At 55.3% G+C, this 16,012-nt stretch carries 16 protein-coding genes; 11 read left to right on the plus strand and 5 right to left on the minus strand.

The features are described from left to right. Positions 1-5: 5 nt before the first annotated feature. Positions 6-884 carry an NAD(+) kinase gene (gene nadK, locus FCL49_RS20230; RefSeq protein ID WP_012146391.1) on the minus strand — a complete coding sequence of 293 codons (879 nt, stop codon included), beginning with the start codon at positions 882-884 and terminating at the stop codon, positions 6-8. 124 nt (positions 885-1,008) lie between these two features. On the opposite strand from nadK, the gene grpE reads away from it, so the two are divergent. After that, complete coding sequence (gene grpE / locus FCL49_RS20235; protein ID WP_017893731.1) at positions 1,009-1,581, plus strand: nucleotide exchange factor GrpE; 573 nt, start codon at positions 1,009-1,011, stop codon at positions 1,579-1,581. A gap of 50 nt (positions 1,582-1,631) precedes the next feature. Here the strand turns inward: grpE and ung are convergent, their stop codons facing one another. After that, on the minus strand, positions 1,632-2,315 hold the full coding sequence (gene ung / locus FCL49_RS20240; RefSeq protein ID WP_174354899.1) for a uracil-DNA glycosylase: 684 nt from the start codon (positions 2,313-2,315) through the stop codon (positions 1,632-1,634). Positions 2,316-2,661: 346 nt separating this feature from the next. Here ung and grcA point away from each other — a divergent pair, with 346 nt between their 5' ends. The 3 genes from grcA (at position 2,662) to FCL49_RS20255 (ending at position 4,942) form a co-directional block, all read left to right on the plus strand. Next, positions 2,662-3,045, plus strand: a complete 384-nt coding sequence (grcA, locus tag FCL49_RS20245) for an autonomous glycyl radical cofactor GrcA (protein ID WP_012146388.1) — start codon at positions 2,662-2,664, stop codon at positions 3,043-3,045. A gap of 186 nt (positions 3,046-3,231) precedes the next feature. Beyond that, positions 3,232-4,194, plus strand: a complete 963-nt coding sequence (locus tag FCL49_RS20250) for a DUF2974 domain-containing protein (protein WP_174354900.1) — start codon at positions 3,232-3,234, stop codon at positions 4,192-4,194. Then, positions 4,187-4,942, plus strand: a complete 756-nt coding sequence (locus FCL49_RS20255) for an ankyrin repeat domain-containing protein (protein ID WP_174354901.1) — start codon at positions 4,187-4,189, stop codon at positions 4,940-4,942. The genes FCL49_RS20250 and FCL49_RS20255 overlap by 8 nt, the downstream gene beginning before the upstream one ends. Before the next feature lie 60 nt (positions 4,943-5,002). On the opposite strand, the gene srmB is transcribed toward FCL49_RS20255, so the two are convergent. After that, positions 5,003-6,328, minus strand: a complete 1,326-nt coding sequence (gene srmB / locus FCL49_RS20260; protein ID WP_153859338.1) for an ATP-dependent RNA helicase SrmB — start codon at positions 6,326-6,328, stop codon at positions 5,003-5,005. A gap of 99 nt (positions 6,329-6,427) precedes the next feature. Here srmB and trmN point away from each other — a divergent pair, with 99 nt between their 5' ends. Further along, complete coding sequence (trmN, locus tag FCL49_RS20265) at positions 6,428-7,210, plus strand: tRNA(1)(Val) (adenine(37)-N(6))-methyltransferase TrmN (RefSeq protein ID WP_217434512.1); 783 nt, start codon at positions 6,428-6,430, stop codon at positions 7,208-7,210. Between the two features lie 39 nt (positions 7,211-7,249). Here the strand turns inward: trmN and nadB are convergent, their stop codons facing one another. Beyond that, on the minus strand, positions 7,250-8,851 hold the full coding sequence (nadB, locus tag FCL49_RS20270; RefSeq protein WP_174354903.1) for an L-aspartate oxidase: 1,602 nt from the start codon (positions 8,849-8,851) through the stop codon (positions 7,250-7,252). A 213-nt stretch (positions 8,852-9,064) separates the two neighbouring features. Here nadB and rpoE point away from each other — a divergent pair, with 213 nt between their 5' ends. The 4 genes from rpoE to rseC are packed head-to-tail and all read left to right on the plus strand — an operon-like array spanning position 9,065 to position 11,756. After that, the gene (rpoE, locus tag FCL49_RS20275) at positions 9,065-9,640 is read left to right on the plus strand and encodes an RNA polymerase sigma factor RpoE (RefSeq protein ID WP_012146382.1); all 576 of its coding nucleotides are present in this window, start codon (positions 9,065-9,067) and stop codon (positions 9,638-9,640) included. A gap of 30 nt (positions 9,641-9,670) precedes the next feature. After that, positions 9,671-10,324, plus strand: coding sequence for an anti-sigma-E factor RseA (gene rseA, locus FCL49_RS20280; RefSeq protein ID WP_012146381.1), 654 nt, complete (start codon positions 9,671-9,673; stop codon positions 10,322-10,324). Beyond that, the gene (gene rseB / locus FCL49_RS20285; RefSeq protein ID WP_174354904.1) at positions 10,324-11,283 is read left to right on the plus strand and encodes a sigma-E factor regulatory protein RseB; all 960 of its coding nucleotides are present in this window, start codon (positions 10,324-10,326) and stop codon (positions 11,281-11,283) included. The genes rseA and rseB overlap by 1 nt, the downstream gene beginning before the upstream one ends. Then, positions 11,280-11,756 (plus strand): SoxR-reducing system protein RseC, encoded by a 477-nt coding sequence (rseC, locus tag FCL49_RS20290; RefSeq protein ID WP_174354905.1) that lies wholly within the window; start codon positions 11,280-11,282, stop codon positions 11,754-11,756. The genes rseB and rseC overlap by 4 nt, the downstream gene beginning before the upstream one ends. On the opposite strand, the gene FCL49_RS20295 is transcribed toward rseC, so the two are convergent. Next, on the minus strand, positions 11,753-12,592 hold the full coding sequence (locus FCL49_RS20295; protein ID WP_174354906.1) for a hypothetical protein: 840 nt from the start codon (positions 12,590-12,592) through the stop codon (positions 11,753-11,755). The genes rseC and FCL49_RS20295 overlap by 4 nt on opposite strands. Before the next feature lie 542 nt (positions 12,593-13,134). Between FCL49_RS20295 and lepA the strand changes: the two genes are divergently transcribed. Together lepA and lepB are read left to right on the plus strand one after the other, a co-directional pair. After that, positions 13,135-14,931 (plus strand): translation elongation factor 4, encoded by a 1,797-nt coding sequence (gene lepA / locus FCL49_RS20300; protein ID WP_012146377.1) that lies wholly within the window; start codon positions 13,135-13,137, stop codon positions 14,929-14,931. Between the two features lie 36 nt (positions 14,932-14,967). Then, positions 14,968-15,945, plus strand: coding sequence for a signal peptidase I (gene lepB, locus FCL49_RS20305; protein WP_135317641.1), 978 nt, complete (start codon positions 14,968-14,970; stop codon positions 15,943-15,945). Positions 15,946-16,012: the final 67 nt, after the last annotated feature.

The following is a 16,012-nucleotide window of genomic DNA, read 5'->3' on the forward strand; positions in this document are numbered from 1 at the left end:
AGTTTTTAGAATAATTTTTTTGACCAGCCCAGCTTGGTGCTTAACGTATTGAAATAGCTGTAGTCCTTTGGATGAATAAGATTCAAATGGAAATCACTACGGCGTATCAATACCTCTTCACCCTCCTGGATAGGCAGGGCGATTTGGCTGTCGCAGCTGATCTCCAGATCGCTGCCAATCTGCGAAAACTTCAGCCGGATAGTGCTGTTGCCGTTGATCACCAACGGGCGGGCCGAAAGGGTGTGCGGGAACATCGGCACCAGCGCGATGGCTTCCAGCGACGGCGTCAGGATCGGGCCGCCGGCAGAGAGCGAATAGGCGGTCGAACCGGTCGGGGTGGCGATGATCAGGCCGTCGGAGCGCTGCGAGAAGGCGAAGCGATCGTCGATATACACTTCGAACTCAATCATGTGCGCCACTTTACCGGGGTGCAACACCACTTCGTTGATCGCGGTGCTGATGCGGCACTGCTGGTTTTCCTTGTGTACGATGGTTTCCAGCAGGAAGCGCTGTTCATCGATATATTCGCCTTCCAGCACGTCGGCCAATTGCTGCAATGCGTTGTCGGGATCAAGATCGGTCAGGAAACCGAGATTTCCGCGGTTAACACCGATCACTTTAATATCGTAACGAGCCAGCACGCGCGCTGCGCCCAGCATATTACCGTCGCCACCGACCACTACGGCCAAATCGGCCTTTTGGCCAATCTCTGCCAGGCTGCCGGTGACCGCGTCTTTCAGCCCCAAATCCTGGGCTATCTGCCGTTCAACCATCACCGAATAGCCTCGGGCGACCAGCCAGTGAAATAACATCTCATGCGTTGCCAGCGCCGAAGGGTGACGCGGGTGGCCAACAATGCCAATACAGGCGAATTTTTTATTCATTGTTGTGATTTTCCTCACCGGGACCAGTTTATGCCCCACATTGTGACCGGTTGACTTGAAACCCCGGTTTTGATCCCCATAATAAGCCAAGTTGCGAGATTAATGCTAAAACGCGGAGATATTCATGAGTAGTAAAGAACAGAAGACGCCAAACGAGCAAGTCTCGGAAGAAATGGAACAGCAGGAAGTCTTGCCGGAAGCGGCTGAGGGCGTCGATCTGCGGGATGAGCGCATTGCTGAGCTGGAAGCTCAACTGGCCGAAGCCCAGCAGCATGAACGCGACAGCCTGCTGCGTGCCAAAGCGGAAATGGAAAACGTCCGCCGCCGCACCGAGCTGGATATTGAAAAAGCGCACAAATTTGCACTGGAGAAATTCTCCGGTGACCTGCTGCCGGTGTTGGATAACCTGGAGCGTGCGTTGGATCTGGCGGATAAAAACAATCCGGAGCTGACGGCGATGATCGAAGGTATCGAGCTGACGCTGAAGTCCCTGCAGGACGTCGTGCGTAAGTACGGTATCGAAATCGTTGGCGACACTAACGTGCCGTTCAACCCGGAAGTGCACCAGGCGATGAGCCTGATGGAATCTGCCGATCACCAGCCAAATCACGTAATGATGGTGATGCAAAAAGGCTATACGCTGAATGGTCGCCTGCTGCGCCCAGCGATGGTCGCGGTTTCCAAAGCCAAGGCTTAAGCGAATTAAGTAAAGAAAAGGCACCTTCGGGTGCCTTTTTTACGTCTGAATCAGCTCTGCGGCAGTTGCGGCAGCCAGTCGATAGGTTGCAACCCCTGTTGCACCAGCAGCTGGTTGGCCTGCGAAAAGTGTCGGCAGCCGAGGAAACCTCGATGGGCGGAAAGTGGTGAAGGGTGCGGCGCTTTCAGCACGTGGTGGCGGTTGCTGTCGATAAAGTTGCCTTTCTTCTGGGCGTGAGCGCCCCACAGCAGAAACACCACGCCTTCGCGGTTTTCATTCAGCGCGGCAATCACCTTGTCGGTAAAGATTTCCCAGCCCAGCTTGGCGTGCGAATGTGCCTGGCCGCCTTCCACCGTCAACACCGTGTTCAGCAGCAGCACGCCTTGTTCCGCCCAACTTTGCAGACAGCCGTGGTCAGGACGTTCAAAGCCCGGGATGTCGGTTGCCAGCTCTTTATACATATTCACCAGTGAAGGGGGAGCAGGCACGCCGGGCAGCACCGAGAAAGACAGGCCATGGGCCTGATTTGGGCCGTGGTAGGGATCCTGCCCGAGGATCACCACCTTCACGTCTGCCAGTTCGGTATAACGAAAGGCGTTGAACACGTCTTTTTGCGGTGGATAAATGGTCTTACCGGCCTGACGTTCAGCGGCAACAAAGGCAAGCGTTTCATGAAAATAGGGCTGCTCTTTCTCCTTGCCGATGACATCATGCCAGGTGAGGGAGGTGGACATAAACGCTCTCCTTTGTTTTCGTTAACAATTCACTGGGCATAGCTTACCGTTTAGCTTCACTCAGTGAAACCCGCTTTTATCCTGGCGTCTTCTCGTTTTATACAAATATTGTTGAAAATTTACAAAAATAATTGCGAGGTGTTCTGCGGGGAAAATTGACATAAAACATAAACTTGCCCCTTTTAGGCGTGTGGGTACCCCGTAAAAATTGACTTTAATCAAAGAATTGCCCCGGTCAGACTGGTATACAGAACAACAAGACAACAATGGTTTTACCAAATGGCCGAAACCAACATTGGGTTTTTTCTCGAAGTAGAATTTTTCGCCCTTGTACGGAGGCAACAACATGATTACTGGTATTCAAATCACTAAAGCGAACGACCAGGCGCTGGTGAACTCTTTCTGGCTGCTGGACGATGAAAAATCTGAAGCTCGCTGCGTTTGTGCGAAAGCCAACTACGCGGAAGATCAGGTCGTTCCGGTCAGCGAACTGGGCCAGATCGAGTACCGTGAAGTGCCGCTGGAAATGCAATCTACCGTGCGCGTGGAAGGGGGGCAGCACCTGAACGTGAACGTACTGCGCCGTGAAACGCTGGAAGATGCGGTTAAGCATCCGGAAAAATACCCGCAATTAACCATTCGCGTGTCCGGTTATGCGGTGCGTTTCAACTCGCTGACGCCAGAACAGCAACGCGACGTGATTACCCGTACTTTTACAGAAAGCCTGTAATTGTCCGCGTGATTAATAAGGGAGCTTCGGCTCCCTTTTTTATTGCTGTGCCCGCCAGAAAGTGAATCCTGATCACATTCCTCGCAAAGATAATCGCTCGCATTACAGAACTGCTCCGACCTGCCGATAGCTACAGCAGCACTCATTTGGGTGCGGCATAGATAAGTCTATCGACAAGGAGTCGGCATGAGTATGTCTTTGAGTTTTACCTCTGCGGTCAGCCCTGCGGCCATTCAACCCCCGGTGGCCCGTGCGATACCGGAACCCCTGAATTCGCCACAGCCGATTGAATCCCCAGCGACCAAAGCCCCTGCGGCCACGCTTTCCCCAAACAGCCTGAATGCTCAGAATCTGCTGAATACGCTGGTGAGCGATATGTCGGCCGCTGTGCCGGTGGCTGCCACTCAGGGCGTGACGCGTGGGCAACAGTCACAGCAAGGGGACTATACGCTGGCGTTGCTGGCCAAGGACGTTTATAGCAGCGAGAGTCAGGGCGTTGGCGGTTTCACCCGCTTGAACGACAGTGCCTTGCTCGGCGCAGGCATTGACCCCGCCAGCCTGCATGACTCGGCATCGGGTTTCCAGGCCGGGATCTACAGCGATAATCAGCAGTATGTGTTGGCCTTTGCCGGCACCAATGATATGCGTGACTGGCTGAGCAATGTGCGTCAGGCGACCGGCTATGATGATGTGCAGTACAATCAGGCGGTCGCGGTTGCCAAAAGCGCCAAAGCGGCGTTTGGTGAGGCGCTGGTGATTGCCGGTCATTCGCTTGGCGGTGGGCTGGCAGCTACGGCGGCACTGGCGACCGGCACGGTGGCGGTGACTTTTAATGCCGCAGGCGTTTCCGATTACACGCTGAACCGGATGGGGATCGATCCGGCAGCGGCGAAACAAGATGCGCAAGCGGGGGGGATCCGCCGTTACAGCGAACAATACGACATGCTGACCGGCACGCAGGAATCCACTTCGCTGATCCCGGACGCAATCGGACATAAAATCACGCTGGCCAATAACGATACTCTGAGCGGCATTGACGACTGGCGGCCAAGCAAACATGTGGATCGCAGCCTGACCGCGCACGGAATCGATAAGGTCATCAGTTCGATGGCGGAGCAAAAGCCATGGGAGACCAGGGCCAATGCCTGACAGACGGCGCGTACGGCAGACCTTGATTATCGCCATACTGGCGTTGGTTGCGATCGCCGGTTTGCTGATTATGGCTAAGGAGCAACAGATGAATCAGGAAAACTCTCCCTTCAACGGGCACGGCAATCTGGCGCTGGCCCAGGCGGTAGCGCGCGGTGACACCAAGGGGATCCTTGAACAGGCCACCCAGGGGCGACTGCGCGAGCAGGGCGACCGTCAGGTTACTTTGCTGCAATGGGCGATACTGTCGCAGCAACCGCAAAGTCTGGCCTTACTGCTGGAGCTGGGAGCTGATGCTTCCATTCCGGGGCTGGATGGCAACAGCGCACTGCATACCGCGGCGGCGGTGCAGGATCCGCAGTATTTGCGGCTGTTGCTGGAGCAGGGGGCAGCGGTTAACCCACGTAATGCGGTAACCGGCGCCACACCCCTGGCGACTGCCGTGTTGGCCGGGCGGGAAGAGCAACTGCGGTTACTGTTGGTCTCCGGGGCGGATGTCACGCTGAGCGATCGGCTGGGTGATACGCCTTTGCATGTCGCGGCAAAAACCAACGCGCCGCAGTTGGCGATGATGCTGTTGCAGGCAGGGGCGGATGCCAAGGCCCGCAATCAGCAGGGGATGGCCTTTCAGTTTTATTTCTCACAAACGCCAACATCGTTGCAGAATGAAGAAATGCGCGAGGGTTATCGACAACTGAATGCCTGGCTGAAAGCCCATCAGCAGGCAACGCATTATGCGCAGCAGTAAGCGGGCATAAAAAAACCGCCTTCAGGTTAATGGAGGCGGTTTTTATTCACTACGGCAGCATTACTTCGCGCCGTTGCTCTCAGGTTTGGCCTTCGGCTGGCGACGTTTGCCCACGTTTTTCGCATCGCGATGACGTACTTTCACCTTGGCTTTTTCTTTGTTCTTTTCTTTGTCGGCTGCGCGTTTGGCAATCACCTTCTTGGAAGGTTTGCCGTTGCTTTTTTCGCTCGGCACTTTGGTCGACGGACGCAGCTCTTCAATCACCCGCGCTTTCAGCGGCTCGTTCAGGTAACGGCCCACTTTGCCCAACAGCAGGTGGTCGTGTGCTTCAACCAGAGAGATCGCGGTGCCCTTACGCCCGGCACGACCAGTACGGCCGATGCGGTGCAGGTAGGTATCCGCCGTGCGCGGCATGTCGAAGTTGAACACGTGGGTGATATCCAGGATATCCAGACCACGGGCAGCAACGTCGGTGGCAACCAGTACGTTGACACGGCCGTCCATCATGCGTTTTACCGCTTCGTTACGCTTGGCCTGCACCATTTCGCCTTCGAGGTAACAGGTGTTGATGCCCGCCTCGCGCAGCCAGGCTGCCAGCTCATGCACGCGCTCACGCTTACGCACGAAGATCACGGATTTCTGCACGTCCGGTTGCTGCAGCAAATGCACCAACAGGGCGGTTTTATGCACCACATCGTCGGCGCGGTAGTACCACTGCAGGATCTTTTTGCGCTCACGGCGTGACGGGTCAGCCTCGACTTCTACCGGCTCTTTCAGAATGCGTTCGGCGAATTCGCGGATGGCATCGCCTTCCAGCGTCGCGGAGAACAGCAGGGTCTGGTTACGCCAGCGGGTTTCGGCGGAAATGGTTTCGATGTCCTGCGCGAAGCCCATGTCGAGCATGCGGTCGGCTTCATCGAGGATCAGCGTTTCTACCGCGCGGCAGTCGAAGTTTTCTTCTTTAATGTACTGCAGCAGACGACCGGTAGTGGCAACGACCACGTCCTGGTTTTCGCTGAAGACTTCCGCGTGGTTCATATAGGCGACGCCACCGGTGATGGTAGCGATATCCAGCGAAGTATGAGCAGCCAGTTCACGTGCCTGATCGGCTACCTGCATCGCCAGCTCGCGTGTCGGGGTCAGGATCAGTACGCGCGGTGGGCCGGACTTCTTGCGTGGGAAGTCGAGCAGATGTTGCAATACCGGCAGCAAAAATGCAGCGGTCTTGCCGGTGCCGGTCGGCGCCGAACCCAATACGTCGCGCCCATCCATCGCAGGCGGGATCGCCTCGGCTTGAATGGCGGTTGGGCGTTCGTAGCCTTTATCACGCAGGGCGTTTATCAGGCGTTCATCGAGTTCGAGCTCGGAAAAATTGGTTACTGTCATGGTCTACCTCTACTTGGGGCGCCGATTATAGACGGGTTGGCCGCGTTCTTCACCTATTTAAGCGGAAAGCATCCCTTTTCCCAAAAATCAGATTGCCTTATGCTACGCCAGTTTTGTATTCAGGTGGTTATTGTGAGCACTCAATCGAAAGCGAATTTTACTCCGCGTCGCGGCGGTTTTACCTTTAAGCAATTTTTTGTTGCTCACGATCGCTGTGCAATGAAAGTGGGTACCGATGGCGTGTTGCTCGGTGCATGGGCCCCCCTGGCGCAGGCACAGCGGGTGCTGGATATCGGCAGCGGCAGCGGATTGATCGCGCTGATGCTGGCGCAGCGTACCGCCGAGAACGTGCAGATTGACGCTGTAGAGCTGGATGAAGCCGCCGCTGCACAGGCGCATGACAATGTGCTGGAATCCCCTTGGTCGCCGCGCATTCAGGTGCATGCGCAGGATATTCACCATTTTGCCCAGCATCATGCCGGCGAATATGACCTGATCGTCAGCAACCCGCCGTATTTCGAGCCTGCGGTCGCCTGTCGCGACCAGGCGCGTCACAACGCACGTTATACCGAAACCCTGACCCATGATGCCCTGCTGGCCAGTGCGGAACAGTTAATCGCTCCGCAGGGGACCTTTTGCGTGGTGCTGCCGCATGACATTGGTGAAGCTTTCGAAACCAATGCCCAACGCCGTGGCTGGCATACTGCGCAGCGGCTGAATGTCAGCGATCGCGCCGATACGCCGATGCACCGGGTATTGTTAGCCCTGACGCGTCAGCCTGCGGAAGATGCAACCGAACAGAAGCTGGCGATTAAGTTGGCCGATGGCAGTTATACCGATGATTTTCGCCGTCTGATTACCGATTTTTATTTATTTTACTGAGATGAAAAGGGCACCGCTATGGGTGCCCTGGCGATGCGATTAAGGTTGCAGAATGGTCGGCAACGCTTCCGGCAGCAGATCCGGATAGTCCAGCGTATAGTGCAACCCACGGCTTTCCTTGCGCTCCATGGCGCTGCGGACGATAAGCTCCGCCACCTGCACCAGATTGCGCAGCTCCAGCAGGTTGTTGGAGATGCGGAAGTTGGCGTAGTACTCGTCAATTTCTGCCTGCAGGGTATTGATGCGGCGCAGCGCTCGCTCCAGCCGTTTGGTGGTGCGCACGATCCCTACGTAGTCCCACATAAACAAGCGCAATTCATGCCAGTTATGTTGGATCACCACTCGTTCGTCAGCGTCGTCCACCCGGCTTTCATCCCACTGCGGCAGCTGTTTCGCCAGTTTGATAAACGGCAGACGCATCATGATGTCTTCCGCCGCCGACCAACCGTAGACCAGACATTCCAGCAGTGAGTTGGATGCCATGCGGTTAGCGCCGTGCAGGCCGGTATAGCTGACCTCGCCAATGGCATACAGCCCGTCAAGGTCGGTACGGCCATGCTGATCGACCATCACACCGCCGCAGGTATAGTGCGCGGCGGGGACGATAGGGATCGGCTGGCTTGTCAGGTCAAAGCCCAGCGTCAGCAGTTTTTCATGGATCATCGGGAAATGCTGGGTAATGAATTCAGCCGGTTTATGGCTGATGTCCAGATACATGCAGTCCGCACCCAGACGTTTCATTTCGTGGTCGATGGCTCGCGCGACTACGTCCCTCGGTGCCAGTTCGCCGCGAGGGTCAAAATCGGGCATAAAGCGGCTGCCGTCCGGGCGCTTCAGATAGGCACCTTCACCGCGCAACGCTTCGGTCAGCAGGAAGTTACGCGCCTGCGGATGGAACAGGCAGGTCGGGTGGAACTGATTGAATTCCAGGTTGGCGACGCGGCAACCTGCGCGCCAGGCCATGGCGATACCGTCGCCGGATGAGATATCCGGGTTGGTGGTGTATTGGTACACCTTGGCTGCACCGCCGGTAGCCAGCACCACGGTTTTGGCACGGTAGGTTTCTACCTGCTCCAGCTCGCGGTTCCAGACGTAGGCGCCGACGACCCGGCGAGTGCCCGGCAGGCCGATTTTGTTCGAGGTGATCAGATCGACCGCATTACGGCGTTCCATCACGCAAATATTGGGGTGGTTGCTTGCTTTCCCCACCAGGGTGGTCTCTACTTCTTTACCTGTAGCATCAGCGGCATGCAGGATACGGCGGTGGCTGTGCCCCCCTTCCCGCGTCAGGTGGTAATGGGCTTCGCCCTGAGCGTTGACCTCGGTGTCGAACAGTACCCCCTGATCGATCAGCCACTGTACGCAGTGGCGCGCATTGCCGGCGATAAACTCAACGGCGTCTTTGTCACACAGGCCGGCTCCGGCAATCAAAGTGTCATCTACGTGTGAGGCAATGCTGTCCGTTTCATCGAAAACCGCGGCGATCCCGCCTTGGGCATAAAATGTGGCGCCTTCGTTGAGCGGCCCCTTGCTGAGTACGGTAACCTTGCAATGCTGCGCCAGGCGCAGCGCCAGTGACAGGCCGGCAGCACCGCTGCCGACGATCAGTACATCGCTAACATGTTCAGATGATGGTTGCATAGCGTATGATGTGTGCAGAAGAAGAGTGAAATTCATGTTAGCCTAATTGTCCGGGCAAAAGCCACGGATGGGTGACATCAACATAAAAAACAATGGCAATACGGAACTTCGTGTTCTGTATGAACTCCAAGCGAGTGCTTGCTCAGGAAAATAATGTATGGCTGGCAGTACAATTTTACGCGTGGAGACGGATTTGGGGAGAGTTTACCTCGGATGAGCGAGCAGTTAACGGATCAAGTTCTGGTTGAGCGGGTCCAAAAGGGCGATCAGAAATCGTTTAACTTACTGGTAATTCGTTACCAGCATAAAGTGGCGAGTCTCGTTTCCCGGTATGTACCGCAGGGCGATGTGCCGGATGTGGTACAGGAGTCGTTTATTAAAGCCTATCGCGCACTGGAGTCGTTCCGTGGGGATAGCGCTTTTTATACCTGGTTGTATCGAATTGCTGTGAATACGGCAAAAAATTATTTGGTGGCTCAGGGCCGTCGTCCGCCATCCAGCGATGTGGATGCCAACGATGCCGAAAATTACGAAAGTGCGGGTGCACTGAAAGAAATTTCGAACCCTGAGAACTTAATGTTGTCAGAAGAGCTGAGACAGATAGTTTTCCGTACCATTGAGTCTCTCCCTGAGGATCTTCGCATGGCGATTACCCTGCGGGAGCTGGATGGTCTAAGCTACGAAGAGATAGCTGCCATCATGGATTGCCCGGTCGGAACAGTACGCTCACGTATTTTCCGCGCCAGGGAGGCTATCGATAATAAAGTTCAACCGCTGATTCAACGTTAGCAATGGCGGACACAGGAAGGGTACTTAGGCATGCAGAAAGAAAAGCTTTCCGCTCTGATGGATGGAGAATCGCTCGACAGCGAGCTGCTGAGTTCGTTGTCTAAAGACAGGGCGCTTCAACAAAGCTGGCAGAGCTATCACCTGATACGTGACACACTACGGGGTGATATCGGACAAGTCATGCATCTCGATATCGCAGATCGTGTTGCTGCTGCACTTGAGAAAGAACCTGCACGTCTGGTTCCTTCTGCAGTTCCGGAATCTCAGCCGCAACCTCACACCTGGCAGAAAATGCCGTTCTGGCACAAAGTCCGCCCTTGGGCTAGTCAGATCACACAGATTGGTATGGCGGCCTGCGTGTCGCTGGCAGTGATTGTAGGCGTACAGCAATACAATCAACCGGCTGCACAGTCTGGCGCCGCTGAATCACCGGCGTTTAATACCCTGCCAATCATGGGGCAGGCGTCACCGGTCAGCCTCGGCGTGCCGGCAGACAGTTTCTCCACCGGCAGCGGTCAACAGCAGCAGGTGCAGGAACAGCGCAAGCGTATTAACGCTATGCTGCAGGATTATGAGTTGCAACGTCGTTTGCATTCTGATCAGCTGCAGCTTGAGCAAAGCACCCCACAACAGGCTGCCGTTCAGGTACCCGGAACTCAGTCTTTAGGAATGCAACAGCAGTAATGAAGCAAATTTGGTTCTCCGTCTGTCTATTGACGGGCAGCCTGCTCTACTCAAACATCGCCCCGGCGCAGCCCTCTGCGTCCGGGGCGTTGTTACAACAGATGAGCAGTGCCAGCCGTTCGCTCAATTATGAACTCGCCTATATCAGCATCAGCAAGCAGGGGATCGAATCGCTGCGCTATCGCCATGCGGTGATTGACCAGCAGCCGCTCGGCCAATTACTGCATATGGATGGCCCACGCCGTGAAGTGCTGCAGCGTGGCGAGGGGATTAGCTACTTCGAACCCGGCCTGGAGCCTTTCACGCTGTCCGGCGATCACATCGTCGATGCGTTGCCGTCCATTGTTTATGCTGATTTTGACCGTCTGGCGAAATATTACGATTTCATCTCCGTCGGTAGCACCCGCATTTCCGATCGTCCATGCGAGGTGATCCGCGTGGTTGCCCGCGATGGTTCACGCTATAGCTATATTGTCTGGATGGATGAAGCCACCAAACTGCCGTTGCGGGTGGATTTGATTGACCGCGATGGTGAAACGCTTGAGCAATACCGGGTGATTTCGTTTGTCGTGGGGTCGCAGGTACAAGGCGCAATGCAGGGGCTGATCAAGGCTAATCTGCCTCCTTTGCTGTCACTTCCGGCGGTAGATAAAATCAAGTTGAGCTGGAGCACGGGCTGGTTGCCGGCTGGGGTCGATGAAGTCGCACGTAACCGCCGCAAGCTGCCGAATGTGACCGAACCTGTTGAATCGCGACTTTACAGCGACGGCTTGTTCAGTTTCTCGGTCAACGTCAGCCCAGCGGGCAGCGGTGCCGGCCAGCAGTATTATCGCCAGGGTCGTCGCACTATCCAAACCGAAGTGCGTAACGGAAATGAGATCACTATCGTGGGCGAACTGCCGCCGGCGACGGCCAAGCGTATCGCTGACAGCATTTCCTTCAAGGTGTCACCACAATGATGAAAGAGTGGGCCACGGTCGTTTCGTGGCAACAGGGCGTGGCGCTGCTGCGCTGTGAGCCGAAAGCCGGATGTGGCAGTTGTACTGCCCGTTCTGGCTGTGGCGCGCGGGCGTTGAATGAACTGGTGCCGGAAACCGAACACCAGCTGCAGGTGCATATCGCGCAGCCGCTTGAACCAGGTCAGCGGGTCGAGGTGGGTATTGCCGAAGGCAGCCTGCTGCGTTCGGCAATGCTGGTTTATCTGACGCCGCTACTGGGCATGATGCTGGGGGGCAGCCTGTTGCAATACTGGCTGGGTACCGATGCTTCTGCCGCGCTTGGCGCACTGCTCGGCGGTGGCGCGGCCTTTATGCTGGCGCGCAGTCTGGCACGCCGCCTCGGTGAACAGGCAAATTACCAGCCCATCGTTCTGCAAATTGGTTTACCGCCTGGCGCCCTGCGCCTGCAAACGGAAAACCAGCCTCTGCATTAAAACTGCTGCCGCGTCATCGCCGGGTTATGGTAGGCGGTGATGCGGGTGTAGATCATATGCTCCAGCAGCGCGATAAACAGATCGGCGCTGAGCAGCGAAAAATATCCGATAGTAAATAACGCGTTGCCCTGATTATCCAACAGGCGAATGGTGCCGCGCTGCGGATTATTTTCCAGCTCGCGGATCTGCTCAATCGGGATAGATCCTTTAGCTGTGATCAGTGCCGTCGAGCTCAGGCTCAACGTTTGGGCTGATTGTCCTTTCCGATGGCCAGGCAGCAATTGAGTCAGCCAGCGAGCGCCGCAACTGAGATAGTGAAACGACAACACTTCCCCCTGGTACAGTGCATTCAACGCCAGCGGTCCACGCTGTTGGATCTGCTGAGCAATAATGGTATCTGCCAGCCGCAAGGAGTGGGAAACATTGCTGAACACCGGACACCAGGGTTGATCTGCCGACGCGCGAAACGCCATTACATCCAATACCCCTCCAAACAGACGACCGCCGCGAAAACGATAAATATCCCCAATTTTTTCAAAGGGGATAAACCGTTCTTTATGACTATGTGGGTTAATCACCCGAACACCGTGTTCGTACAGGCGATAGGTCAAGGTTGGCCGCAGATAATGGCGTAGTGCCAGCAGAATACAGCCGAGTAAAATAGTTGCTGCGCCGGTTTGCAGTAAGGTCAGTACCTCATTTTCATCCATGTTGCTCAGCAGCGGCAGCAACAGCAGTGCCGCACCGAGAGTTAACAGCAGCGCTGCCGCTGCCAGAATGCCCCAATTGACCTTTGAAAAATCGTGCCGGCTCAGCATTTGCCCTTTATCGATCATTATGCACCTTCCAATCAACACGCAGAGATATGCTGGTGAACCCCGGTGGGCATGCCGATGTAGTGCCCTGAATTATGTTTTATCGCGGTGTTCACCCTCATTTCTATAGGAGTGGTCGGCGAGCGTACATCGGGTTTTTCCTAAAGGCCGGGGGGTAAAGTTCAATTCTAAGATGTTGATCCAGATATTATTTTATCCAGAATTAGGAGAGGGTTTATTGCGTTATTGGCGGTTATGTATTAACGGCCGATCCCGCCAGCGGCAGGAGAGGAAATATCGGAGGGAAGGATTGTTATAACTTACCGTTTTGACCGCGTCGGGCTTTGTTAACATCCGCTTTCATAACCCGGGGCGCTCTGTAACATTAAAGTGTACATAATAGAATGCCTTCACTGCACCGATCGCTAGGTTTTCAGTGTTGTGGCATGTAGAATGCTGCGATTCAGGCGCAAGACGGCCGAACCCATTCACTGTCGCTTTAGGTCCATGCGGGTTTCTATAGGCGAGTAATTCAGAAATACCAAGGCAGAAAAACTTTTATAATGAAGCATATACGAAATTTCTCCATTATTGCCCACATTGACCACGGTAAGTCGACGCTGTCCGACCGTATTATCCAAATCTGCGGTGGCTTGACCGAACGTGAAATGGCCGCGCAGGTGCTCGATTCTATGGATCTTGAGCGCGAGCGTGGCATCACCATCAAAGCGCAGAGCGTGACGCTGGATTATAAGGCGCAGGACGGCCAAACCTACCAGCTCAACTTTATCGACACGCCTGGGCACGTTGACTTCTCCTACGAGGTTTCCCGTTCACTGGCCGCCTGTGAAGGCGCACTGCTGGTGGTCGATGCCGGGCAGGGCGTAGAAGCCCAGACGCTGGCCAACTGCTACACCGCGCTGGATATGAATCTGGAAGTGGTGCCGGTACTGAACAAAATTGACTTGCCGGCAGCCGATCCCGATCGCGCCGCGCAGGAAATTGAAGACATCGTTGGCATCGACGCTACCGATGCGGTGCGTTGCTCGGCCAAAACCGGCGTTGGCGTACCGGAAGTGCTCGAACGTCTGGTGCGTGATATTCCGGGGCCGGCAGGCGATCCGGAAGCGCCACTGCAGGCATTGATCATCGACTCCTGGTTCGATAACTACCTGGGCGTAGTTTCCCTGGTGCGCGTCAAGAACGGCACCATGCGCAAGGGCGACAAGATCAAGGTCATGAGCACCGGCCAAACCTATAATGCCGATCGTCTGGGTATCTTCACCCCGAAACGTGTTGATCGCGACGTGTTGAACTGTGGTGAAGTGGGCTGGTTGGTCTGTGCAATTAAAGACATCCTTGGCGCACCGGTGGGCGATACCCTGACACTGGCTCGTCAACCGGCGGACAAAGCCTTGCCGGGCTTCAAAAAAGTGAAGCCGCAGGTTTACGCTGGTCTGTTCCCGATCAGCTCCGACGATTATGAATCCTTCCGCGATGCGCTGGGCAAGCTTAGCCTGAATGACGCCTCGCTGTTCTACGAGCCAGAGAGCTCCACTGCGCTGGGCTTCGGCTTCCGCTGTGGCTTCCTCGGCCTGTTGCACATGGAGATCATTCAGGAACGTCTGGAGCGTGAATACGATCTGGAGCTGATCACCACCGCGCCAACGGTAGTGTATGAAGTGGAAACCACCAGCAAAGAGACTATCTACGTTGATAGCCCATCCAAGCTGCCGCCACTCAATAACATCGAAGAGCTGCGCGAACCGATCGCCGAATGTCACATGCTGATGCCGCAGGAATTCCTGGGCAACGTAATCACTCTGTGTATCGAGAAACGCGGTGTGCAGACCAACATGGTTTATCACGGTAACCAGGTTGCGCTGACTTACGAAATTCCGATGGCGGAAGTGGTACTCGACTTCTTCGACCGTCTCAAGTCTACCTCGCGCGGTTACGCGTCACTGGATTACAACTTCAAACGCTTCCAGACCTCTGACATGGTGCGTGTCGACGTATTGATCAACAACGAGCGCGTGGATGCGCTGGCGCTGATTACTCACCGCGACAATTCGCAGTACCGTGGCCGTGAGCTGGTAGAGAAGATGAAAGAGCTGATCCCACGCCAGCAGTTCGATATTGCCATCCAGGCCGCTATCGGGACTCATATCATCGCGCGTGCGACGGTGAAACAGCTGCGTAAAAACGTTTTGGCGAAATGCTACGGCGGTGACGTCAGCCGTAAGAAGAAGCTGCTGCAGAAACAGAAAGATGGTAAGAAACGCATGAAGCAGGTGGGTAACGTCGAGTTGCCGCAAGAAGCGTTCCTGGCCATTCTGCACGTTGGCAAGGACAAGTAAGTAACAGCGATAAAGTCGCGAAACTAGGGAGTTTGCATGGCGAATATGTTTGCCCTGATCCTGGCACTGGCCACATTGGTTACCGGGATCATCTGGGCCTTTGAGCGCTTCAGATGGGCGCCGGCCCGCCGAGCGAAGATTGCGGCGGTGAATGCACAGACTGCGGGCGCCGTAGACGATAAAACGCTGGCAAAAGTGGCGAAACAACCGGGTTGGATTGAAACCGGCGCGTCGGTTTTCCCGGTATTGCTGCTGGTCTTTGTGGTGCGTTCGTTTATTTACGAACCTTTCCAGATCCCGTCCGGTTCCATGATGCCGACGTTGTTGATTGGCGATTTTATTCTGGTGGAGAAATATGCCTACGGCATTAAAGATCCTATTACCCAGACCACGCTAATTGAAACCGGTCATCCAAAACGCGGTGATATTGCGGTATTTAAATATCCGCTGGATCCGAAACTCGATTATATCAAGCGCGTGGTTGGCCTGCCGGGCGACCGTGTGAGTTACGATCCGATCAATAAGCGTGTGACCGTTCAGCCTTCGTGTAATAGCGGTCAGCCATGCAATACCGCATTGGCAGTGACTTATAACGATGCGCAGCCAAGTGACTTTGTGCAGCTGTTCAGCCGCAGCGGCATGGGTGAGGCCAGCAATGGTTTCTACCAGATCCCGCTGAGTGAAAACGTGCCACAGGGCGGCATTCGCCTGCGTGAACGCCAGGAAACGCTGGGTAATGTTTCTCACCATATTCTGACCGTGCCGGGCACGCAGGATCAGGTGGGTGCTTACTATCAGCAGCCGGGTAAACAGTTGGCGGAGTGGGTTGTGCCGGCGGGTCATTACTTCATGATGGGTGATAACCGCGACAACAGCGCCGACAGCCGTTATTGGGGCTTCGTACCGGAGAAAAATCTGGTAGGCAAGGCCACGGCTATCTGGATGAGTTTTGAAAAGCAGGAAGGCGAATGGCCTACCGGCGTAAGATTTAGCCGCATCGGTGGAATTCATTAATCCAGTGTTTCTGCCCTATGAATTTCAAGCTGTAGCTAGGCGACCAGCTCGCTCATCCCCAGGCGCT

Origin of the sequence: Serratia proteamaculans (assembly GCF_013337185.1) — a bacterium.
Classification (GTDB): domain Bacteria; phylum Pseudomonadota; class Gammaproteobacteria; order Enterobacterales; family Enterobacteriaceae; genus Serratia; species Serratia proteamaculans_D.